Raw genomic sequence first — 22352 nt, 5'->3', positions numbered from 1 at the left:
GCGGTGCCGCAGGACCCAAGGCCCGCGGGCTCAGCGGCTCAGCGGTGGGTGCGCAGCAGCGTCCTGAACGTCCGCATCGCCACCGACAGGCTCGCCAGGTCGAACTCCTCCGCCCCCTGGATCTCCTCCAGCGTCGTGCGCGCCCGGCCGATCAGCCCGGCGTTCTGCTCCTCCCACGCGTTGTAGCGCTGCTCGGGTGTGGCCAGGTCGTCGCCGGCCGCCAGCACGTCGGCGGTCAGTGCCGCGTGGGCCGCGAAGAGGTCCTCGCGGATCGCGGCCCTGGCCATCGACTGCCAGCGGTCTTCCCTCGGCAGCAGGATGATCCGGTCGAGCAGCTGGGTGATCTGCAGCCGGTCGGCGAGGTCGAAGTAGATCTCGGCGACGTCGAGCGGCTCCTTGCCGCTGCGGTGCGCGACCTCCACGATGTCCAGCGCCGGGAAGGCCGAGGAGAATCCGGCGACCCTGATGGCCAGGTCCTCCGGCACCCCGCCCGCGGTCAGTTCGTCGTGCAGGCTCTCGTACCATTCCAGGTCCGCGCCCCGCAGCAGCTTGGGCAGCTGCGCCCAGACCGCGGCGACGCCCGCCGAGAAGTCCTCGATGGTCTCGGCGATCTGCAGCGGCTGCAGGCGGTTGTTGAGCAGCCAGCGGGTGGCGCGCTCGACCAGCCGCCGCGAGTGCAGCCGGATCCTGGTCTGCACGGCGGCGTCCACCGTGTTGTCCAGCGACTCGACCTCGTCCCAGATCGGGCCGAGCTCGAAGATCGCCCGGGCCGCGGTGTGCGCCCTGACGATCTCCTCGGTGGTCGCGCCGATCTCCTCCCTGAAACGGTGCAGGAAAGTCGTGCCGCCGGTGTTGATCGTGTCGTTGACCAGCACGGTCGTGACGATCTCGCGGTGCAGCGCGTGGGCGTGGATCTGCGGGGCGAACCGTTCGCGCAGCGGCACGGGGAAGTACGCGTGCAGCAGACCGCGCAGGTACAGGTCGTCGGGCAGCCCGGTGTGGATCAGCTCCTCGGCGGTGGTGATCTTGGCGTAGGCGAGGATCACCGCCATCTCGGGCTGGCTCAGGCCCTGTCCGGCGTTGAGCCGTTCGCGGATCTGCCGGTCGGTGGGCAGGAACTCCAGCCCCCGGTCCAGGTGCCCGTCGCGCACCAGCCGCCGGATGAAGCGCTGGTGGGCGTGCAGCAGGCTGTGGGACTGGGCCATGCTGTTGCCGAGCGCGACATTCTGCGCGTAGTTGTTGCGCAGCACCAGATTTCCGACCTCGTGGGTCATCTCGGCCAGCAGCGTGTTGCGCTGCTTGACCGTCAGGTCGCCCTCGGCCACGACGCTGTTGAGCAGGATCTTGATGTTGACCTCGTGGTCGGAGGCGTCCACCCCTGCGCTGTTGTCGATGGCGTCGGTGTTGATGCGGCCGCCCTCGCCCTCAGGTCCGCCGGACCGGGCGAACTCGATCCGGCCCAGCTGGGTGAAGCCCAGGTTGCCGCCCTCGCCCACCACCTTGACCCGCAGCTGCGAGCCGTCGATGCGGATCGGGTCGTTGGCCTTGTCGCCGACGTCGAGGTTCGACTCGGTCGAGGCCTTGACGTAAGTGCCGATGCCGCCGTTCCACAGCAGGTCCACCGGGGCCTGCAGGATCGCCTTCATCAGCTCGGCCGGGGTGATCTTGGCCGCGCCGGGTGCGATGCCGAGGGCCGCCCGCACCTGTGCGTTGACCGGGATCGACTTGGCGGTCCTGGGGTAGATGCCGCCGCCGGAGGAGATCAGCGAGCTGTCGTAGTCGGCCCAGCTGCTGCGCGGCAGCTCGAACAGCCGCCGCCGCTCGGCGTAGGAGGTCGCCGCGTCCGGCTTGGGGTCGAGGAAGATGTGCCGGTGGTCGAAGGCCGCCACCAGCCGGATGTGCTCGGACAGCAGCATCCCGTTGCCGAAGACGTCACCGGACATGTCGCCGATGCCGACGACGGTGAAGTCCTCTTCCTGGGTGTTGTGGCCCATCTCGCGGAAGTGCCGCTTCACCGACTCCCAGGCGCCGGAGGAGGTGATGGCCATCTTCTTGTGGTCGTAGCCGACCGAGCCGCCGGAGGCGAAGGCGTCGCCGAGCCAGAAGCCGTAGGAGACGGCGACCTCGTTGGCGATGTCGGAGAAGGACGCGGTGCCCTTGTCGGCGGCGACCACCAGGTAGGTGTCGTCCTCGTCGTGCCTGACCACGTCGCGCGGCGGTACGACCTCGCCGGCCACCAGGTTGTCGGTGATGTCGAGCAGCCCGGAGATGAAGGTCTTGTAGCAGTCGATGCCCTCGGCCAGCCACGCGTCGCGGTCGGCGGCCGGGTCGGGCAGCCGCTTGCCGACGAAGCCGCCCTTCGCGCCGACCGGCACGATCACCGTGTTCTTCACCATCTGCGCCTTGACCAGGCCGAGCACCTCGGTGCGGAAGTCCTCGCGCCGGTCGGACCAGCGCAGCCCGCCGCGGGCGACCTTGCCGAAGCGCAGGTGCACGCCCTCGACCCGCGGTGAGTACACCCAGATCTCGTAGGCCGGGCGGGGCGCGGGCAGTTCGGGGATGGCCTGCGGGTCGAACTTCATCGACAGGTAGCGGTGCGGCTGCCCGTCCTCGGCGCGCTGGAAGTAGTTGGTGCGCAGCGTCGCCTTGATCAGGCTGAGGAAGGACCGCAGGATGCGGTCCTCGTCCAGGCTCGCGACCTGGTCGAGCGCGCCGTCCAGCTCCTCCAGGATGCCGTCGGTCAGCTCGCTGCCGGCCCGCTGGTGGTCGGGCGAGAGCCGGGCCTGGAAGAGGTTGACCAGCAGCCGGGTGGTGTGGACGTTGGTCCTGAGGGTGTCCTCCATGTAGTCCTGGCTGAAGGTGGACCCGGCCTGCCGCAGGTACTTGGCGTACGCGCGCAGCACCATCGCCTGCCGCCAGTCGAGACCGGCCCGCAGCACCAGGGAGTTGAACCCGTCGTTCTCCGCCCGGTCGGTCCAGGTGGCCGAGAAGGCCTCCTGGAAGCGCTCGCGCGCGTCGTCGCCGAGGTCGCCGAGCGCCGGGTCGAGCCGCAGCCCGAAGTCGTAGACCCAGACCCGGGACTGGTCGGCCCTGTGCAGCTCGTAGGGCCGCTCGTCCACCACCTCGACGCCGAGCCGCTGCAGCACCGGCAGCACCGCGGACAGCGAGACCGGCGCCCCGGTGCGGTAGATCTTGAACCGCCGCTCCTCGGGCGCCGCCCCGACCGGCTCGTACAGGCTGAGGGTGAAGTCGTCGGCGCCCAGCTCCTCGAAGTGCTGGAGGTCGGCGACCGCCACCCGCGGCGGGAAGTCGGCGCGGTAGCCGTCGGGGAAGGCCTGCCCGTAGCGGCGGACCAGTTCGGCGGCACGCTCCTCGCCGCACTCCGCGGTCAGCGCCTCGCCGAAGCCGTCGGACCACGAGCGGGTGGCGTCCGACAGCCGCGCCTCGATCCGCTCGACGTCGGCGTCGTCCAGCTCCCGCAGCGAGCCGCCGGGGTCGATGCGGATCACGAAGTGCAGCCTGGACAGCACCGACTCGGTGTTCCACGCGGTGAAGTCCGCGCTGTGGCCGCCCAGTTCCTCCTGCAGGATGTTGGTCAGCCGCAGCCGCACCGCGGTGGTGTAGCGGTCCCTGGGCAGATACACCAGGGCGGAGAAGTAGCGCCCGTACTCGTCCTGCCGCAGGAACAGCCGGAGTTTGCGCCGCTCCTGCAGGTACAGCACGCTGGTGGCAATGGACCGCAGCTCGTCGACCGGGGTCTGGAACAGCTCGTCGCGCGGGTAGGTCTCCAGGATCTGCAGGAGGTCGCGGCCGTCGTGGCTGTCGGCGGAGAAGCCGGCGCCCTCCAGCACCTCCTCGACCTTGCGGCGCACCACCGGCACCCGGCGTACCGACTCGGTGTAGGCGGCCGAGGAGAACAGCCCGAGGAAGCGCCGCTCGCCGATCACGTTGCCGTCGGCGTCGAACTTCTTCACCCCCACGTAGTCCAGATACGACGGCCGGTGGACGGTGGACCGGCTGTTGGCCTTGGTCAGGATGAGCAGTTTGTGCTCCCTGGCCTTGGCGCGGGCGTCGGCGGGCAGCCGGCTGAAGGACGGGGAGTTGGGGTGCCCCGGGTGGGTGCTGTCGGCGTGCGGGTGCTGCGGGTCGGAGCGCAGGATGCCCAGCCCGGTGCCGGGCACCGCGACCAGCACGTCCTCCGCGCTGCCGTCCTCCGCGGTCTGGCTGGTCAGCTCGTACTCGCGGTAGCCGAGGTAGGTGAAGTGGTCGCCGTCGAGCCAGCGCAGCAGCTCCAGGGCCTCGCTGGTCTCCTGCTCGGGCAGCGGCGGCGGGGCCGCGGCCAGCTCGTCGGCGATGGACTGCGCCGCCTGCCGCATCTTCGTCCAGTCCTCGACGGACTCCCGCACGTCGGACAGCACCCGGCGCAGCTCTGCGGTGATCTCCTTCAGATCGGCCCGGTCGGTCTCCCGGTCGATCTCCACGTGGATCCAGGACTCCACCAGCATGTCGTGCGGCAGTACGCCGTCCGCGTCCTCGGGGGCGGTCGCCATGACCTCCTGCAGCTTGCCCGTGACGTCCCGGCGGACGGTGAACTGCGGGTGGACCACCACGTGGATCGCCCGGTTGGCCTGCGTCAGGGCGTTGGTCACCGAGTCCACGAGGAAGGGCATGTCGTCGGTGACCACCTCGACGACGGTGTGGCTGCACTGCCAGCCGTTCTCCTCCACGCTCGGCGTGTGCACCCGCACGTTCGCGGTGCCCTGCGGGCGTACCTCGGCGAGCCGGTAGTGGGACAGCGCGGCACCGAAGATGTCGTCCGGATCACGGTCGACCAGGTCTTCCGGCGCGCTGTGCAGGTAGTACCGCTGGAGGAACGCGGTCATCGCCGCTGCGTCGAGGCCCTGCCCCGGCAGTTTCCCCTTCTGGCTGTTCTCACCGACCCGCGCTGCCTGTTCCAGCCGCTCGGCCTTGGTTTCGTCCAGCTTGGTCTGCATGTCCTCTGACTCCTGTCGCGCGCCATTGCGTGACGTCGGTGGATGGCACGACGTACCGCGACGCGGGGTTTCCGCTGCGGGACGACGCTATGCCGGAATAGGGGTTCGCCGTGCCCGTCGGCACGAACCTGCCCCGGGAGAACGGATCAACGTTGATCACGACGTCCAGGCTATCGCTCCGTTCGGGGTGGCTGTCAGGAGACGTCTTCGTACAAATGCACCAGACACCTTTGGCCCGAATGGACAGGAACCGCCCGGGAGCGCCCGCGGCGAGCGGCGGCGATCCGTCAGGAGGCTATTCGCTCGGCCTGCTCGACCGCCTCGGCCAGACTGTCCACCACCGGCACCCCTGCGGACTCCAGGGCCACCCTGCTGTGGGAGCCGCCGGTGTAGAGCACGGCGTGCGCACCCACGTGCGCGGCGGCGGCCGCGTCGTCGAGTGCGTCGCCGATCACCACGACCTCGCGCGGGTCGAGGCAGCCGAGGGACTCCAGGTGGCGGACCATCTGGGCGGCCTTGCCCGCGGTCGAGTTCCCGGTGCGGCCGTCGACCCGTACGAAGTGCTCGGTGATGCCGTGGGCGGCCACGATCGGCACCAGCTGCTCGTGCGGGGCCAGTGAGCACAGCGACTGGGTCAGCCCCGCGGCCCGGCGGGCGGCCAGCAGGTCGGCGGCGCCTTCGGCCAGCCGGCAGTCGTCGGCGAGCGCCCAGTAGTGGCGGTGGAACGTGGCGTCCATGACCTCCCACTCATCGTCCGAGGGCAGCCGGCCGATCAGCCGCTCGTAGAACCGGGGCACAGGCACGCAGTACAGCTCGCGGTAGCGGTCGAGGGTGATCGGGGGCAGGCCGAGTTCGGCGAAGGAGGCGTTCGTCGCCTCGATCACTGCGTCGATGTCGTGGAAAAGGGTGCCGTTCCAGTCCCACACGAGATGCGTGCTCATGGAAAGAACCGTACTCGGGTGGGGCGTCAAGGCGTTCTGCGGCCTGTGGATAACTCGGGGTCCGGTATGACCGTACGCCGATCGGCCGAGCATGTGATCAGCCGATCAGATTGGGGATCTCCTGGGTCGCGTACCACAGCAGCTCGTGGTCCTCGGCGCCGTCCACCGTGAACTGCGCGTCGTCGTCGCCCGCGTCCGCCGCGCCCAGCGCGCCGGCCGCGGCGGCGACGTCGCTCTCGGCGTCGTCGGAGTCCAGGTGGACCGCCGCGGCGTCGGACAGCGGCACCCGCTTGGACAGCCGCACCTCGCCGAGCGCGGAGGGGTCGAGCGAGCGGTCGGGGTCGAAGCGGACGTCGGCGTCGGCCACGTCCACGGCGATGACGGTCCGCCGGCGTGCCACCTCCGGGTGAACCGCGAGCAGCCGCAGCGACGCCTGGGCGGCCCGGTTCAGCGCCGCGTACTCCAGTTCCTCTATGTCGTCCGACAGGTACCACTCGCGCAGGCTCGGCGTGACCGCGAAGGCGTCGAGCGGCAGGGGACCCACCTCGCCCGCCTTGTACGCCTCGGCCAGCCCCGCCAGGGTCGTCGGAATATAGACGCGCATGGCGTGAAGCATACGTGCGCAACCATCCTGATAGGTGAATTCCGCGGCGCCTTCGAACAGCGCCGCCCAGGTTTGCCTGCCGGCCGCGGCCGCCCCTAGAAACTGACTACCAGCCAGTAACGATCTTGGGGAGCCCCTCGTGCAGCCACCGCAGCCACCCCCCGCCGCCCCCTCGGGACCCACCCCCGACCCCCGCCGCGGGCGTCTTCCCGGGCGCGTACCGCCGCCCGCGCCCGCGCCGCCGCGCAGGTCCGGCCGCGCTGGTGCGGCGCCGCCGGGACGCCGTGACCTGCTCCGTCCCCCGGGCCGCCCGCAGCCGGGCCGGCCGCCGGCCGGTGCCGTCCTGCCGATGTCGGCGCACGACTGGTTCGCCGGCCGGCTGCTCGACGTGCTGACCGGGCGGCAGCCACTGACGATGCTGGCGGGCAAGATCAGGGACGAGGCGTACCAGCAGCTGTGGGAGCTGCACGCGCAGCGGGCCGACTGGCGCCCCCGCGGCAACCGCGGGCGTACCCCTTTCGTGTACCGCTGCCACGCCTACCGCACCTACCGCGGGGCGCTCGAAGTGTGCGCCGTGGTGTGCCTGGACCGGGACGTCTTCCGTGCGCTGGCCTTCCGCCTGGAGTCCGGCGGCGCCCGGGCCACCTCCGGCTACGGCCCCGAGCGCTGGCACTGCACCGCGGTGGCCGCCAGGTGAGGGCGCGGTACGACGCGGCCGGGGGCCGGACCCGTTCGGGTCCGGCCCCCGGCCGGTGCTCCTGCCGCCCTGCGACGGGCGGCGGCGCTGCTGCTTCCTGTGCTGCTTACTTCTTGCGGCGGCGTCCGCCCTTGGCGGCCTTGCGGCGCTCGGCGCGCGTCTGGCCGACCTCCTCGTCCTCGACGGCCGAGTCCACCGGGGCGCCGGCGAAGTCGCCCTCGACGACACCGCCCTCGCCGTCGACCGACGGCGCGGAGAAGTGCAGCCGGTCGGCCCGCTTGGGCGCGTCCAGACCCTTGGCGCGGATCTCGGGGCGGTCCTTGACCAGCGACGGCACCGCGTCCTGGACGTCGGCGTCGGCCATCACCGGCACCTCCTCGACCTGCTGCTCGACCTGGACCTCCAGGTTGAACAGGTAGCCGACGGACTCCTCCTTGATGCCGTCCATCATGGCCGTGAACATGTCGAAGCCCTCGCGCTGGTACTCCACCAGCGGGTCGCGCTGCGCCATGGCGCGCAGCCCGATGCCCTCCTGGAGGTAGTCCATCTCGTAGAGGTGCTCACGCCACTTGCGGTCCAGCACCGACAGCACCACGCGCCGCTCCAGCTCGCGCATGATGTCCTCGGTGAGCTGCTTCTCGCGCTCCGCGTACTGCTCGTGGATGTCGTCCTTGACGGTCTCCGCGATGAACTCGGCGGTGATGCCCGCGCGGTCGCCGGCCTCGTCCTCCAGCTCCTCGATGGTCGCCTTGGCCGGGTAGAGCTGCTTGAACGCGCCCCACAGCCGGTCCAGGTCCCAGTCCTCGGCGAAGCCCTCGCGGGTCTCGGCGTCGATGTACGCGTCGATGGTGTCGTCCATGAAGTGCTGCACCTGCTCGTGCAGGTCCTCGCCCTCCAGGACGCGGCGACGCTCGCCGTAGATGACCTCGCGCTGCCGGTTGAGCACCTCGTCGTACTTCAGGACGTTCTTGCGGATCTCGAAGTTCTGCTGCTCGACCTGCGACTGTGCCGAAGCGATGGCGCGGGTGACCATCTTGTTCTCGATCGGCACGTCGTCGGGCACGTTGGCCATCGACATCACGCGCTCGACCATCTGCGCCTTGAACAGCCGCATCAGGTCGTCGCCCAGCGACAGGTAGAAGCGGGACTCGCCCGGGTCGCCCTGCCGGCCGCTGCGGCCGCGCAGCTGGTTGTCGATGCGGCGCGACTCGTGCCGCTCGGTGCCCAGCACGTACAGGCCGCCGAGGTCGACGACCTCCTCGTGCTCGGCCTTGACCGCCTCCTCGGCGCGCTCCAGCGCCGCGGGAAGGGCCGCGGCCCACTCCTCGACGTGCTCCAGCGGGTCCAGGCCGCGCTGGCGCAGCTCCGCCTCCGCGAGGTCGTCGGGATTGCCGCCGAGCTTGATGTCGGTGCCGCGACCCGCCATGTTCGTCGCGACGGTGACCGCGCCCTTGCGCCCGGCCTGCGCGACGATCGACGCCTCACGGTCGTGCTGCTTGGCGTTGAGCACCTCGTGCGGCACACCGCGCTTGGACAGCTGCGCCGACAGGTACTCGGACTTCTCCACCGACACGGTGCCGACCAGCACCGGCTGGCCCTTCTCGTGCTTCTCGACGATGTCCTCGACCACCGCCGCGAACTTCGCCTCTTCCGTGCGGTAGATCAGGTCCGGCTTGTCCATACGGGCCAGCGGCCTGTTCGTCGGGATCGGGACGACGCCGAGCTTGTAGATCTGGTGGAATTCCGCGGCCTCGGTCATGGCCGTACCGGTCATGCCGGAGAGCTTGTCGTACAGGCGGAAGAAGTTCTGCAGGGTGATCGTGGCGAGCGTCTGGTTCTCGTCCTTGATGTCCACCCCTTCCTTCGCCTCGATCGCCTGGTGCATGCCCTCGTTGTAGCGGCGGCCGGCGAGGATACGGCCGGTGTGCTCGTCGACGATCATGACTTCGCCGTCCAGGACGACGTAGTCCTTGTCGTTCTTGTACAGCTCCTTGGCCTTGATGGCGTTGTTCAGATAACCGACGAGCGGGGTGTTCACCGACTCGTAGAGGTTGTCGATGCCCAGCCAGTCCTCGACCTTGGTGACGCCCGACTCGTGGATCGCGACCGTGCGCTTCTTCTCGTCCACGTCGTAGTCGCCGGTCTCCTCCTTGCCGAGGCTGCCCGCCTCGCCGCGGTTGAGCCGGCGCACCAGCCGTGCGAAGTCGCTGTACCACTTGGTGGCCTGGTCCGCGGGACCGGAGATGATCAGCGGCGTACGGGCCTCGTCCACCAGGATCGAGTCGACCTCGTCGACGATCGCGAAGTTGTGGCCGCGCTGTACCAGTTCGTCCTTCGACCAGGCCATGTTGTCGCGCAGGTAGTCGAAGCCGAACTCGTTGTTGGTGCCGTACGTGATGTCGCACGCGTACTGCACACGGCGCTCGGCGGGCGACATGTTGGCCAGGATGCAGCCGACTTCGAGGCCGAGGAATTTGTGCACCCGGCCCATCCACTCCGAGTCGCGCTCGGCGAGGTAGTCGTTGACCGTGATCAGGTGCACGCCCTTGCCGGACAGTGCGTTCAGATACGCCGGCAGCGTGCCGACCAGCGTCTTGCCCTCGCCGGTGCGCATCTCGGCCACATAGCCCAGGTGCAGCGCGGCGCCGCCCATCAGCTGGACGTCGTAGTGCCGCTGCCCCAGGACGCGCCTGGCCGCCTCGCGGACCGTCGCGAAGGCCTCGGGCAGCAGGTCGTCGAGGGTCTCACCGTTCTCGTACCGCTCTTTGTACTCGTCGGTGAGCGCCCGCAGCTCGGCATCGGAAAGGCTCTCGAAGTCCTCTTCGATGGAATTGACCTGGTCCGCGATGCGGTGCAGCTTGCGCAGGATCTTGCCTTCGCCTGCACGCATGAGCTTGTTGATGACGGACACGTAGGCTGGCTCCTTGCCGGTCGGGCCTGGCGCGGTTGCCGCGCGGGGCACAGCGGGGTTTTCTGTCTGCCTCGGCCCTGCTGCAACGGCCATCGTAAGCGAGGAGACCTGTGGGCCGGGAGGCCCGGCGGCGGCAAAACGGTTTTCCGCAGCCTCAGCGGCTCCGCAATACTCGGCCCCTGGGGCTTTCGCCCCCGCTGTTCCCCCTCTGTTCCCCGTGCGGAAGGTGCGCCGAGCCGATGGAACCCGTCACCCTGACCACCGCGCGGCTGCTCCTGCGCCCGCTGCAGCCCTCCGACATCGACGCGGTCCTCGCCGCCTGCCAGGACCCCGAGATCCCGCGCTGGACCAGCGTGCCCTCTCCGTACACACGCGAGCACGCGGCGGACTTCGTCGAGCGGATCTCACCCGAGGGCTGGCGCGACGACACCCTCTACAACTTCGGCGTCTTCACCCGGGAGAGCGGCGCCCTGGTCAGCTCCATGGGCCTGGTCAGGCTTGCGCAGCTGTCCCCGCCGGAACGGCAGGCGGAACTGGGCTACTGGACGGTCAAGGAGCAGCGCGGCCGCGGCTACACCGCGGAGGCCGGCCGGGCGGTGTGCGACTGGGCCTTCTCCGCCCTCGGCGTGGAGCGCATGGAGTGGTACGCGGAGGCGGGCAACGTCGGCTCGCGGGCCGTGGCCCTCAGCATCGGCTTCGTGATGGAGGGCACCATGCGCGCGAAGATCGTGCAGAACGGGACCAGGCGCGACACCTGGCGCGCGGCCCTGCTCCCCTCGGACTGGGGGCGCGCGTCGGCGACGGCGTATCTGCCCTACGAGCGGCCTGCCGAGCCGCACGGGGCGGAGCGGCCGGAGCAGCCCGGGCAGCCGTCGGCCTGATCGCGGCGGGCGGCCGCGATCAGGCCGGCCGCGATCGTACCCGGCACGGTCTTCGCAGGTCAGGGCCAATTGTCAGTGGGGCGTCCTACGCTTGCGGCCATGACCGCGCTGCCGCCGCCCCAGCTCTCCCTGTCCGCCGACCAGGCCCGCAGGATCGCCCTGCGCGCCCAGGGGTTCATCGGCGCCCCCGACCGCAGGGCCGGCACCCGCGGTGTGCTGCGCTCGCTGGGCGCGGTGCAACTGGACACCATCTCGGTGCTGGCCCGCTCGCACGAGCTGATCCCCTACGCCCGGCTGGGCGCGGTGGGCAGGGAAGCGGTCGAGCAGTCGTACTGGTCGGGGGACCACGCCTTCGAGTACTGGTCGCACGCCGCCTGCATCCTGCCCATCGAGGAGTGGCCGCACTTCGCCTTCCGCCGCCGGGCCAGGCGGGCGCGCGGCCACCGCTGGCACGTGCTGGCCGACGCCGAGCGGTCCTGCGCCACCGTCCTCGACCGGCTGCGCGCCGACGGCCCGCTGACGTCCACCGAGCTGGGCGGCGCGAAGAACGGCGGCCCGTGGTGGGACTGGTCGGAGACGAAGATCGCCGTCGAGTGGCTGCTGGACACCGGTGAGGTGGTCTGCACCCGGCGGCGCGGCTGGAAGCGGGTCTACGACCTGGCCGAGCGCGCCGTCCCCGACACCCTGCTGCACGACGACATCGACGACGCCGAGTGCGTGCGCCGTCTGGTCGCCCAGGCCGGCGCCGCCATGGGGGTCGCCACCCGCGCCGACCTGGCGGACTACCACCGGCTCAAGGGCGAGCAGGTCGCCGCGGTCATCGCCGACACGGGCCTGGTCCCGGTCGAGGTCGAGGGCTGGGGCAAGCCGGCCTGGGCCGACCCGCAGGCCCTGGCGAGCGAGCCGCGCGGCCGGCACCGTACGACGCTGCTGTCGCCCTTCGACTCGCTGATCTGGGACCGGCCGCGCACCGAACGGATCTTCGGCTTCACCCACCGCCTGGAGGCCTACACCCCCAAGCCCAAGCGCATCCACGGCTACTTCGCGATGCCGCTGCTGGCCGGCGGCCGGCTCGTGGGCCGGGTCGACCCCGCCCGCGAGGGCAGGACGCTGGTCGCCCGGCAGGTGACGCTGGACGGGCCGAAGGCCGTGCAGCCCGCCGCCGACGCCATCGCGGAGGCGGCCGGCTGGGTCGGGTGCGTGGAGGCCCGGGTGGAGCTGGTCCTGCCCGAGACGCTGCGCGAACCGCTGGTGACGGCGGTCAAGCGCAGCCACGACCGCCGCTAGGATCCCGCTTCCCGGGCCTCCACGCAGCCGACCCAGCCGGCCGCCTCAGCGGATCTCCAGGATCTTCTCCCGCATCGCGTAGACCACGGCCTCCATCCTGGAGTGCAGCTGCAGCTTCTCCAGGATGTTGCGCACATGGTTCTTCACCGTGTTCTCGCTGATGAAGAGCTGCTTGGCTATGTCCCGGTTGTTCAGCCCGGTGGCCACCAGCTTGAGCACTTCGAGCTCCCGGTCGGTGAGCTTGGGCGCGGGCAGCAGCCGCCGCTCGTCGGTGCGCTGGATCATCGACTTGAACTCGGTCAGCAGCTTCGACGCCATCGACGGGCTGATCTGCGACTGCCCGTCCGCGACCGCGCGGATCGCGGTGGCCACCTCGTCGGTGGAGATCTCCTTGAGCAGATACCCGGTCGCCCCGGCCTTGATCGCCTCGTAGAGGTCGGCTTCCTCGTCGCTTATGGTCAGCATGATGATCTTGGCGCTGGGGGCCACCTCCTTGATGGAGGTGCAGGCCTCGATCCCGCCGCGGCGCGGCATCCGCACATCCATCAGCACGATGTCGGGCAGCAGGTCGGCCGCCTTGTCCACCGCCTCGGCGCCGTCCCCGGCCTCTCCGACGACCTGGATGTCCTCCTCCTGGGCGAGCACGATCTCCAGGCCGCGCCGGAACAGCGCGTGGTCGTCCACCACCAGCACCCGGATGGGCTCGGCCGGCGTCGGCCCGGCCTGGTCGTCCGGTCCTTCGTCGGGGCCGGGTCCGCTCCCGTCGACAGCCCGGTGCGCGAAGTCGGGCATCAGATCCTCCCCCTCAGACCAGAGTTCACCACTTCCGGTCCAGCATTTCACGTCCCGGCGTGCTGGTGCCCCAGGCCTTGCCCGGGGCACCAGGAGCGCCGGCCCTGCCGTCCGGCGGTCCCGTCGTTCAGCGGTGCAGCGCCCCGCCGGCGCCTGCCGGGGCCTGCGTGCCCGCCTCGTCGGCGTTCAGGTGGATCACGCCGTAGTCGTAGCCGTGCCGCCGGTAGACCACGCTGGGCTGCTTGGTGTCGACGTCCACGAAGAGGTAGAAGTCGTGCCCGACCAGCTCCATCTCGTACAGCGCCTGGTCGAGCGCCATCGGTGCCGCCGCGTGGGTCTTCTCCCTGACCACCAGCGGTCCTTCGCCGCGCACTTCCAGCGGGCCGATCCGCTTGGTCGGCACTCCGTCGCCCGACGGGTCGCCGTCCCCGACCGGCTCACCCTCGGCGTTGATGTAGGCCGCGTCCGGCACCGCGGAGGCGACGTCGGCGGCCGGGATCCGTCCGTTCCCCCGGCGGGTGTGGCGCTTGCTCGCGGCCTTGCGGAGCCGCGCCTCCAGCTTGGTCACCGCCACGTCCAGCGCGGCATACGGGTCGGCGGCCGCTGCTTCCGCCCTGACCACAGGGCCACGGGTGTTGAGCGTGATCTCCACCCGGTCGGAACGCTCCGCCTGCCGCGGGTTGAGCTCCTTGGACACCTCGACGTCGAGGCTGATCACCTTGCCGTCGAGCTTCTGGATCTTGTCCAGCTTCTCGGCCACGTGCTTCCGGAACCGCTCGGGCACCTCGGTCTTGCGGCCCTTGACGACGATGTCCACGCAGAACTCCGTTCCCGGATCGCACCGGCTGACCGGCGGCGATCCCTTTTGCTGAGGCCGGCCCGGGTGCCAGACCCGTCCGGCGCTGCGTTGGCTGCCGCTCCGCCTCCCGGGCCTCGCCGGGAACCGCGAAGCTGCGGCTTTCACCTCCTCCTGCCCCACTGGGAAGATCAACACCCCACGGTGTTTCCTTCCCTCTCCCCCGAACATAGTCCCGGAGTGCGGAAGTCGGCATCCCCAGCGCCGCGCTCACTCCGTTCGGGTGAATCCCCTCCGTTGTCACCTGCGCAGACGGGCATCGGAGTGGACCTCCGGGCCATCCGGCCCAGCAACCACCGCCGCTCCCGCCACCCGCCCGCCCGCCACCGTGACGACCGAGGCCGCCACGCTCAGTGACGTCCCGGTCGTCATCAGGTCGTCGACCAGGACCACCGGTGCCGCCGCCAGCAGTGCGGTGGCACCGCCCACCGCCTCCAGGGCGCCCGACAGGTTCGCCAGCCGCCCGGCCGCGTCGAGCCCTGCCTGGTCGGCGACCAGGCGGCGCCTGCGCAACGCCGTCACCGCCCTGGCCGGTGTGCCCTGCCGGCGCAGTACAGCTGCCGCCGCGCGGGCCATCCGTGCGGTCGCGTCATGGCCCCGCCGGGCCACTGCCCGCCGTGCGGAGGGCACTGGTACCAGCAGCACCGTCCCGGCGACGCCAAGCGCCCCTACAGCCGCCGCAAGGGCGTCTCCCAGCGGCCGGGCCAGGCCCAGCGCCCCCCTTTCCTTGTGTGCCAGCAGCACGGCCCGCACCTCGTCGCCGTACCGTCCCGCCGCGTAGACCGGTGGCAGCCCCGCCGGCTCCGGTGACGGACGCACCCGCCGCACCGAGGACGCCCCGCCCAGCAGTCCCCGGCACCGCTCGCACAGATCCGTACGCGGACGCCCGCAGCCCGCGCAGTCCACCGGCAGCACCAGTCCGGCGATCTCCCGCCACCAGCCCCGCATGCATCCACTGTGACCGCTGCCGCCCACCGGCTACCAGTCACTCGTTCGAGGGCTGTGGACAACTCCGATCAGGCACCTGACAAGGCCGTCCGTCCTCCCCGCCGGCCGCGCGGCCGGCGGGGAGGACGGTCAGCCCGGGTAGACCGGGCTGCCGCCCTTGGGGTTGGCCCTCTTCCAGTTCGAGTCGTCGGGCAGCCAGTAGACGCTGCCGTTGTAGGAGGCCAGCAGCGGCCTGCTCGGATCCTCGGACGCCGCGACCGACACCGCCTCGCCGATGCTCTCCAGCGCGGGCGCCGCGGAACCGTCGGTGCTCACGTACTGGATCTGCTGCCCACCGCCGCCGATGTCGGTGCCGAGCACCACCAGCCGGCTGGCCCCCGCCCAGGACACCGAGCTGACCGTCTCCCCTGTCGGCGTCAGATCACGCAGGTCCGTCACGCTGAACTGCGGCTTGTCCGCCGTGCCGCCCCGCCGGATCAGGCCGAGCTGCAGCGTCTTGACCCCGTCGTGGTCGACGACCAGCACCATCCGCACCCCGTCGGACGCGACACGCAGCGACTCGACCCGCCCGTCCAGCATCGGCACGTCCACCTGGGTGGGCGTACCGACGCCGTTGTGCAGCACGTAGAGCCGGGAGACCGCCGGGTTGCGGTCGGCCACCCACAGGTCGTCCAAGCCGTCCCAGCTCGGCGCGCTCAGCCCGTTCTTCGGGTCCTGCGCGGTGCTGGCCAGCTGCGACACCTGCCAGGTGGCGCCGTCCACCAGCGGGCCGACGACCAGGTGCCGCCCGTCGGTCTTGACGCCCGCGGCCACCTGCTCGTCCCGCCGCACCGCGACCGACGCCAGGTCCGCCTTGTCGGAGCCGAACGGCCCCCGTACCGGGTTGGCGGAGGTGCCCTCACCCACCAGCTCGTACAGCTGGTGCTGCTCGGCCCCGATGAAGTACCGCCCCGCCCCGGTGCCGACGAGGTTCGTCGGAGCCAGCGCCTGGCTGCTGGGCAGCGAGCAGATGGTGGCGCCGTCGTCGCGCTGCACCTCGGCCGACGCCAGCTTCGCCGACGCCTGGCCCTGGACGGTCGCGAAGAGCTGCGCCGCCAGCCGCATGCACTGCTCGTGGCCCAGCCGGTCGGCCGCGCTGCTCAGCCGCACCCTCAGGTGCTGCGAGTCGTCGACCGTGACGCCCGGTCCCGTGCCCTTGCTGGAGAGCTGGGCGCGGGGCGGCACCGCGGTGTCGACCACGGGCGCGAGCCAGTTCGTCGGGCCGTCGAGCAGCGCGGACACGATCGAGGTCAGCGAGTCGGTCTGCTGCTGGCGCAGATACACCGGGTCGGCGACCAGGGTCTGCTGCGAGGCGCCGGACCGCCGTGCGTCCGGGCCCAGGTCGGCGAAGTAGTACATGTTCACCGAGTGGTATATCCGGCGGAAGTCGGACGCCGACAGGATCAGGCCGTCGTCCAGCCGGTCGATACGCCATTCAGTGCCCTGCTTGACCAGGTGGACGGAGGTGTGGAAGGTGCCGTCGGCGGGCTGGTAGGCGTGCTTGGCGTCCACCTTCGCCGCCGTCATCCCCGACACCGCGACCACGGTGCTCGTCCCCCCCTTGGGGCCGGGACCGGTGTCGGCGTCGGTGCCGCCGTCGCTCTGCGGACCGCTGGCCAGCACGGTGATCTTGGCCAGTGGATCCCACTGGTTCTTGAAGGTCGGGGTCAGGTACTTCTTGGCGGTGGCGAAGTCCGGTTCGCCGCTGGTGGTCGCCTCGAAGAAGCCGCTGACGATCTCGGCGGGGGTCTCGCCCGCGTGCGGCGGGATGCCGAAGACCCGCACCTGCGCGTCCGCGTCCGCCTGCTGGCCGTTGTCGACCTTGCGGACCTCGCCGCTGCTCGGCATGGACGCGCACCCGGCCAGCAGCAGCGCCGCCCCCAGCGGCAGCGCGCCGCCCCTGAGCGAGCGCAGCGCCCGGCCCCCCAACACACGCATCAGACGTCGTCCTCCCGAGCTGATTCCCTGCGCTCCACCACGCGTGCCCCGTTGCCCGGCAGCGCCGCCGGATCGGCCTTCGCCGGACGGGCAGGGGCGACGCTGGGCATCGGCGGTATCAGCGGCGGCCGCAGCCGCCCGGTGTCCATGGGGTGCCCGCCGCCCGCGGCGACGGCCTCGGCGGTGCCGCCCGCCCGCGGCACGGGCACGGTCGGCGTCGCCGGCGCGGCCGGGCGCCCGGTGAGCAGCGCGCGGTTGCGACGCGAGTCGTCGGGCTCCAGCGCGATCGGCGATCCGCGCAGGCTGTCGCCGGCGGTGCGCGGCAGCGTCATACGGAACTGCGACCCGCCGCCCGGCTCGCCCCACGCCTGGAGCCAGCCGCCGTGCAGCCGCGCGTCCTCCACCGCGATGGACAGCCCGAGGCCGGTGCCGCCCGTGGTGCGCGCCCTGGCCGGATCGGCCCGCCAGAACCTGTTGAACACCCGGGTCGCCTCGCCCGGTTTGAGCCCGACACCGTAGTCCCTGACCGCGACCGCGACCGCACCGTCGGCCGTCGCCAGCCGCACGACCACGTCACGGCCCTCGCCGTGCTCGATCGCGTTGACCACGAGGTTGCGCAGCACCCGCTCGACCCGGCGCGGGTCGGCCTCGGCGATGACCGGCTGCGCGTCGCCGCGGACCACCACCCGGCTGCCCTTGCGCTCGGCCAGCGGCTCGGCGGCGTCGACCACCTGCCGTACGACGTCGCGCAGGTCTATCGGCTCCGCCGACAGCTCCGCCGCGCCCGCGTCGAACCTGCTGATCTCCAGCAGGTCGGACAGCAGCGACTCGAAGCGGTCCAGCTGGTTCTGCAGCAGCTCGGCGGAACGCGCCGTCACCGGATCGAAGTCGGCACGCCCGTCGTGGATGACGTCCGCCGCCATCCGCACCGTCGTCAGCGGGGTCCGCAGCTCGTGCGACACGTCCGACACGAAGCGGCGCTGCATCCTCGACAGGTCCTCCAGCTGCTGGATCTTGACCTGCAGATTCTGCGCCATCTTGTTGAACGACTCGCCGAGCCTGGCGATGTCGTCCTCGCCGGTGACCTGCATCCGCTCCTGCAGCCGGCCCGCGGCGAGCCGCTCGGCGATGCCCGCGGCCATCCGCACGGGCGTGACCACCTGCCGGGTCACCAGCCAGGCGATGGCTCCCAGCAGCACCACCACGAAGATGCCGGCGGTCGCCAGGGTGCCCTTGACCAGGCCGAGGGTCTTCTCCTCCTGATCGAAGGGGAAGAGGTAGTACAGCTGGTACGCGTTGCCGTTGGGGTCCGTCAGCCGCTTGCCGACCGCGAGGGCGGGCCGCGGCGGCGTCCCGTCGTCCATCCGGAGCATCGTGTACTGCTTGAGCGCCCCGGTGTGCGTCTCGACGGCATCGCTCAGCGACTTGGGGATGGTCGTCCCGGGGTCCACGTGGTTCGTGCCGCGCGGACCGCGGGCGTTGGTGCTGCCCTCACCGGGACCCGCGCCCGCGTCGGCGCCGGGGCTGAGCGTGGCTATCCAGTACACGCCCTTGCCGCCGCTCTGGAACTGGGCGGCCAGGTTGTTGAGCCAGTTGCCCGTGTCGACCGGCGGCGTCGCCCCTGAGCCCGTGGCGTCCTGCGCCTGGCTGCCCTGGGCCGCCAGGTTCTGCGCGATGGAGAAACCGCCGGTGGCCTGGTTCTCCGCGGCCTTCTCCTTCGCGTCGAGCAGGCCGTTGCGCACCTGCCCGATGACGACGAAGCCGAGCAGCAGCACCACGCCCACCGACATCAGCAGGGTGAAGGCCACCACCCGCAGCTGGAGATTGCGCCGCCACAGCCGGACTCCCGGCTGCAGCGGACGCCGTGCCCAGCGCACGCACGAGCGGATCACCGGCAGCAGACCGCGCATCGGGTCCGCAAGCCGGCTCTCCAGCCGCTCACGCTCGTACGACGCACACATCTCAGCCCGGTCCCGCCTTGTAACCGACACCGCGGACGGTCACGACGATCTCCGGGCGCTCGGGGTCCTGCTCGACCTTGGAACGCAGCCGCTGCACATGCACGTTCACCAACCGGGTGTCCGCGGCATGCCGGTAGCCCCACACCTGCTCGAGCAGTACCTCACGGGTGAACACCTGCCACGGCTTGCGGGCGAGCGCGACCAGCAGGTCGAACTCCAGCGGCGTGAGGGCGATCGGCTGGCCGTCGCGCTTGACCGAGTGGCCGGCGACGTCGATCACCAGGTCACCTATGGTCAGCTGCTCCGGCGTGGGCTCCTCGGCCCGCCGCAGCCGTGCCCGCACCCGCGCCACGAGCTCCTTGGGCTTGAACGGCTTGATCACGTAGTCGTCCGCGCCGGACTCCAGGCCCACGACCACGTCCACGGTGTCGCTCTTCGCCGTGAGCATCACGATCGGCACACCCGACTCGGCCCGGATCTGCCGGCAGACGTCGATGCCGTCCCGTCCGGGCAGCATCAGGTCGAGCAGCACCAGATCGGGCTTGGCCTCACGGAAAGCGGCAAGCGCCTTGTCGCCGTCGGCGCAGAACGACGGCTCGAAACCTTCTCCGCGCAGCACGATGCCGAGCATCTCTGACAGCGCAGTGTCGTCGTCGACGACCAGGACACGTCCCTTCATACCGACCATCATCCCATTTGCATATCGATACTGGTGACCTTTCGTGATCAAGGTCACGCTATGCGACTATTGTCCCTGGTTGTACGCGGTTGCGCTGCCCCCCAGTTGCAGCCTGTGGATAACTTGTGACGGCAAGCCCGGCAACGCTCCACGGAGCGTCACCGAACGTCGTTCTGTGCGCACACCGCCGCAAGGCTCTCGGCAGTCACGGGCGACACCACACCGTTCTCCGTGACGATCGCGGTGATCAGTTCCGGCGGTGTGACGTCGAATGCCGGATTATAGGCCTGCGTGCCCAGAGGTGACGGCGCCAGATCCGTCACCTCGCTCCCCGGCCGCTGCTCCACCTCGATCGCCGCACCGGTGGGAGTCGCCTGATCGACCGTCGTCGTCGGCGCCACCACCACGAAAGGCACCTGGTGGTAGCGGGCGAGCACCGCCAGCGGATAGCTGCCCACCTTGTTCGCCGTCGACCCGTCGGCCGCGATCCGGTCCGCCCCGATCAGCACCGCGTCCACCTCGCCCGCGGTGAAGAGGGACCCCGCGGCATTGTCGGCGAGCAGCGTGTACGGCATACCTGCCCGCGCCGCCTCCCACGCGGTCAACCGCGCGCCCTGCAGCAGCGGACGGGTCTCGTCAACCCACAGCCGCCGCAGCTCACCCGCACGGTGCGCAGCCAGGACCACGCCCAGCGCCGTCCCCTCGCCGCCCGACACCAGAGCGCCGGTGTTGCAGTGCGTCAGGATCCGGTAGCCGCCGCCAGGCGCCAGCTCCGCCAGCAGCCGCGCCCCGTGCTCCGCCATCGCCGTACTCGCCGCCGCGTCCTCGGCGTGCAGGCGGCGGGCCTCGGCGAGCGCGGCCGCCGCCCCCTGCCCCGGACCGGCGGCGCGGAAGGCCGCCAGCGCCCGCCGCACCCCGTACCCGAGGTTCACCGCCGTCGGCCGCGCATGCGCCAGCACCGCGGCCGCGTCGTCCACGTCGTAGCCGCGAGCCGCCGCCAGCGCGATCCCGTACGCCCCCGCGAGACCGAGCAGCGGTGCCCCGCGGACCGCCAGTGTGCGTATCGCCTGGACGAGCGCGGGCACGTCGGTGCAGACCAGCTCCACCTCCTCCTGGGGCAGCCGTGTCTGGTCGAGCAGCACGAGGACAGGACCGTCCGGCGGGTCCTCCCAGCGCAGCGCAGGAGCCGTTCCATGACCCGATTTCGCGAGGTGATCACCCATCCGACCAGTCTGCCCTGCCAGGCCCGACGTGCGGCAGCCCGTGACACGATGGCGATGAGTACCGACAGGACATACGAAAGGGCAGCCTCCGATGACCAACACTCCGGGCTGGGCCTCGCCCGGATCCTCCGGCTCCCAGGAGCCGGACGGCGGCGACAGCCCCGAAGACACGCCCCCCGCAGCCCCTGCGGCAGCGGACGACCCAGCTGACGGCACGACCGGCGGTGCGCCCGGCGACACCGCCGACAACACCGCCGACAACACGCAGGATGCGCCGGTGAGCGGCGTCTGGTCGCAGCAGCAGCCCCCGGCCGCGCCGTGGCAGCACACGCCGTCCGGCCTCGACCCGCGCGCCGCCGCCAAGCCTTCGGAGCCCGCGGCCTCGCCCGCCGCCCCGCCGCAGGAGCAGGCCCCGCCCGCAGCGCCGACACCGCAGGGCACGGGACGGCCGGCGGGCGTAGGGCAGCAGTGGGCTCCGCCGACGCCCCCCGCCGCACCGCAGAACGGCGGCCCGCGCTGGGGTCCCGCGGTGGCTCACCACGGCGGCCCTCAGCCGCCCTACGCCACCAAGCCGCCCGCCCCGCAGCCAGGAGTGATCCCACTGCGTCCCCTGGACGTGGGAGAGATCCTCCAGGGCGCCGTCTCCACCCTGCGCCGGCACTGGCGGGCCGCGATGCTGCTGGCCTTCGTGGTGGGCCTGCTGACCGAGAGTGTCAACGCGGTGATCAGCGGCTTCCTCATCGACGACACCCGGATCGACGACCTGAACCGCAACTCCGACCCGAGCGTCCACGACATCCTGCACGCGTTCAGCGGTGCAGTCGCGGGATCGCTGCTGCTCATCCTCACGAGCATGGTCGGCGTGATCCTCACCGCCGGTCTGCTGACCGTCGTCATCAGCCGCGCCGTCCTCGGCCGGCCGACCACCGTACGGTCCGTGTGGCAGGACGTCCGCCCGCGGCTGGGCCAACTCGTCGGCCTGGCCCTGCTGGTGCCGCTCGCCCTCTGCGCGATCCTGGCGGTGCCCGCGGTCCCCGGTCTGCTGATCGCCCTGGCAGGCGGACAGTCCGCGGGCGCGTCGATCGCTTCGCTCGGCCTCATCTGCGGAGTCGTCTTCTCGATCTGGCAGTGGAACCTGTGGAGCCTCACCGCCCCGGCCCTCATGCTGGAGAAGCAGGGCGTCAAGGCGGCGCTGAAGCGCTCGGTGAAGCTCGTCAACGGGTCGTGGTGGCGAGTCCTGGGAGTGCAGCTGCTGATGCTGCTCATCGCGGCCGTGGCGTCGGTCGTCATCCAGCTCCCCTTCGCCATGATCGCCGACGCGGTCAGCGGTGACGACGCGAGCGGCCTGTTCTCCGCGAGCGCCGACAGCAGCTGGACCACGATCATCATCGTGGCCGTCGGGGGCGTCATCAGCTCGACCCTGACCCTGCCTATCAGCGCGGGCGCCGTCTCCCTGCTGTACGTCGACCAGCGCATCCGCCGTGAAGCCCTCGACATCGACCTCGGCCGCGCGGCAAAGGTCCCCGGATACGACGCTCCGACCACGGTGGGCGCCGACCGCTGAGCGGGCCGGCAGGCTTGCGGGCTTGCCGGCCGGCTGG

At 71.3% G+C, this 22352-nt stretch carries 15 protein-coding genes; 4 read left to right on the top strand and 11 right to left on the bottom strand.

All coding sequences use genetic code 11. The features are described 5' to 3' along the window. Window positions 1–38: 38 nt before the first annotated feature. The 3 genes from JT723_RS31815 to JT723_RS31805 form a co-directional block, all read right to left on the bottom strand. Window positions 39–4994 (bottom strand): NAD-glutamate dehydrogenase, encoded by a 4956-nt coding sequence (locus JT723_RS31815; protein ID WP_205048338.1) that lies wholly within the window; start codon window positions 4992–4994, stop codon window positions 39–41. Window positions 4995–5281: 287 nt separating this feature from the next. After that, the gene (locus JT723_RS31810; protein WP_205048337.1) at window positions 5282–5935 is read right to left on the bottom strand and encodes an HAD family hydrolase; all 654 of its coding nucleotides are present in this window, start codon (window positions 5933–5935) and stop codon (window positions 5282–5284) included. A 97-nt stretch (window positions 5936–6032) separates the two neighbouring features. Beyond that, a complete protein-coding gene (locus JT723_RS31805; protein ID WP_205048336.1) occupies window positions 6033–6539 on the bottom strand; it encodes a DUF6912 family protein in 507 nt (168 codons plus the stop codon). A gap of 349 nt (window positions 6540–6888) precedes the next feature. Between JT723_RS31805 and JT723_RS31800 the strand changes: the two genes are divergently transcribed. Continuing rightward, window positions 6889–7236 carry an Rv3235 family protein gene (locus JT723_RS31800; RefSeq protein WP_205048335.1) on the top strand — a complete coding sequence of 116 codons (348 nt, stop codon included), beginning with the start codon at window positions 6889–6891 and terminating at the stop codon, window positions 7234–7236. Between the two features lie 106 nt (window positions 7237–7342). On the opposite strand, the gene secA is transcribed toward JT723_RS31800, so the two are convergent. After that, window positions 7343–10147 (bottom strand): preprotein translocase subunit SecA, encoded by a 2805-nt coding sequence (gene secA / locus JT723_RS31795; protein ID WP_205048334.1) that lies wholly within the window; start codon window positions 10145–10147, stop codon window positions 7343–7345. Window positions 10148–10386: 239 nt separating this feature from the next. On the opposite strand from secA, the gene JT723_RS31790 reads away from it, so the two are divergent. Continuing rightward, a complete protein-coding gene (locus JT723_RS31790) occupies window positions 10387–11028 on the top strand; it encodes a GNAT family N-acetyltransferase (protein ID WP_205048333.1) in 642 nt (213 codons plus the stop codon). Between the two features lie 99 nt (window positions 11029–11127). After that, on the top strand, window positions 11128–12315 hold the full coding sequence (locus JT723_RS31785; RefSeq protein ID WP_205048332.1) for a winged helix-turn-helix domain-containing protein: 1188 nt from the start codon (window positions 11128–11130) through the stop codon (window positions 12313–12315). Between the two features lie 45 nt (window positions 12316–12360). Here JT723_RS31785 and JT723_RS31780 read toward each other — a convergent pair whose 3' ends face one another. The 7 genes from JT723_RS31780 to mtnA form a co-directional block, all read right to left on the bottom strand. Then, on the bottom strand, window positions 12361–13107 hold the full coding sequence (locus JT723_RS31780; protein WP_205048331.1) for a response regulator: 747 nt from the start codon (window positions 13105–13107) through the stop codon (window positions 12361–12363). 127 nt (window positions 13108–13234) lie between these two features. After that, window positions 13235–13924 (bottom strand): ribosome hibernation-promoting factor, HPF/YfiA family, encoded by a 690-nt coding sequence (gene hpf, locus JT723_RS31775; RefSeq protein WP_205048330.1) that lies wholly within the window; start codon window positions 13922–13924, stop codon window positions 13235–13237. 279 nt (window positions 13925–14203) lie between these two features. After that, on the bottom strand, window positions 14204–14911 hold the full coding sequence (locus tag JT723_RS31770; protein ID WP_205048329.1) for a ComF family protein: 708 nt from the start codon (window positions 14909–14911) through the stop codon (window positions 14204–14206). A gap of 129 nt (window positions 14912–15040) precedes the next feature. Further along, the gene (locus JT723_RS31765; protein WP_205048328.1) at window positions 15041–16888 is read right to left on the bottom strand and encodes an LpqB family beta-propeller domain-containing protein; all 1848 of its coding nucleotides are present in this window, start codon (window positions 16886–16888) and stop codon (window positions 15041–15043) included. After that, window positions 16888–18798, bottom strand: a complete 1911-nt coding sequence (gene mtrB, locus JT723_RS31760; RefSeq protein WP_240166507.1) for an MtrAB system histidine kinase MtrB — start codon at window positions 18796–18798, stop codon at window positions 16888–16890. The genes JT723_RS31765 and mtrB overlap by 1 nt, the downstream gene beginning before the upstream one ends. Before the next feature lie 52 nt (window positions 18799–18850). Next, window positions 18851–19540 carry an MtrAB system response regulator MtrA gene (gene mtrA / locus JT723_RS31755; RefSeq protein ID WP_106966605.1) on the bottom strand — a complete coding sequence of 230 codons (690 nt, stop codon included), beginning with the start codon at window positions 19538–19540 and terminating at the stop codon, window positions 18851–18853. A 146-nt stretch (window positions 19541–19686) separates the two neighbouring features. Then, complete coding sequence (gene mtnA, locus JT723_RS31750) at window positions 19687–20751, bottom strand: S-methyl-5-thioribose-1-phosphate isomerase (protein WP_205048326.1); 1065 nt, start codon at window positions 20749–20751, stop codon at window positions 19687–19689. A 91-nt stretch (window positions 20752–20842) separates the two neighbouring features. On the opposite strand from mtnA, the gene JT723_RS31745 reads away from it, so the two are divergent. Then, window positions 20843–22315, top strand: coding sequence for a DUF7847 domain-containing protein (locus JT723_RS31745; protein ID WP_205048325.1), 1473 nt, complete (start codon window positions 20843–20845; stop codon window positions 22313–22315). Window positions 22316–22352 lie beyond the last annotated feature (37 nt).

The organism is Actinacidiphila bryophytorum (genome assembly GCF_016916835.1).
GTDB classification, from domain to species: Bacteria; Actinomycetota; Actinomycetes; order Streptomycetales; family Streptomycetaceae; genus Actinacidiphila; species Actinacidiphila bryophytorum.
This window is presented reverse-complemented; position numbering and strand designations above follow the sequence as displayed.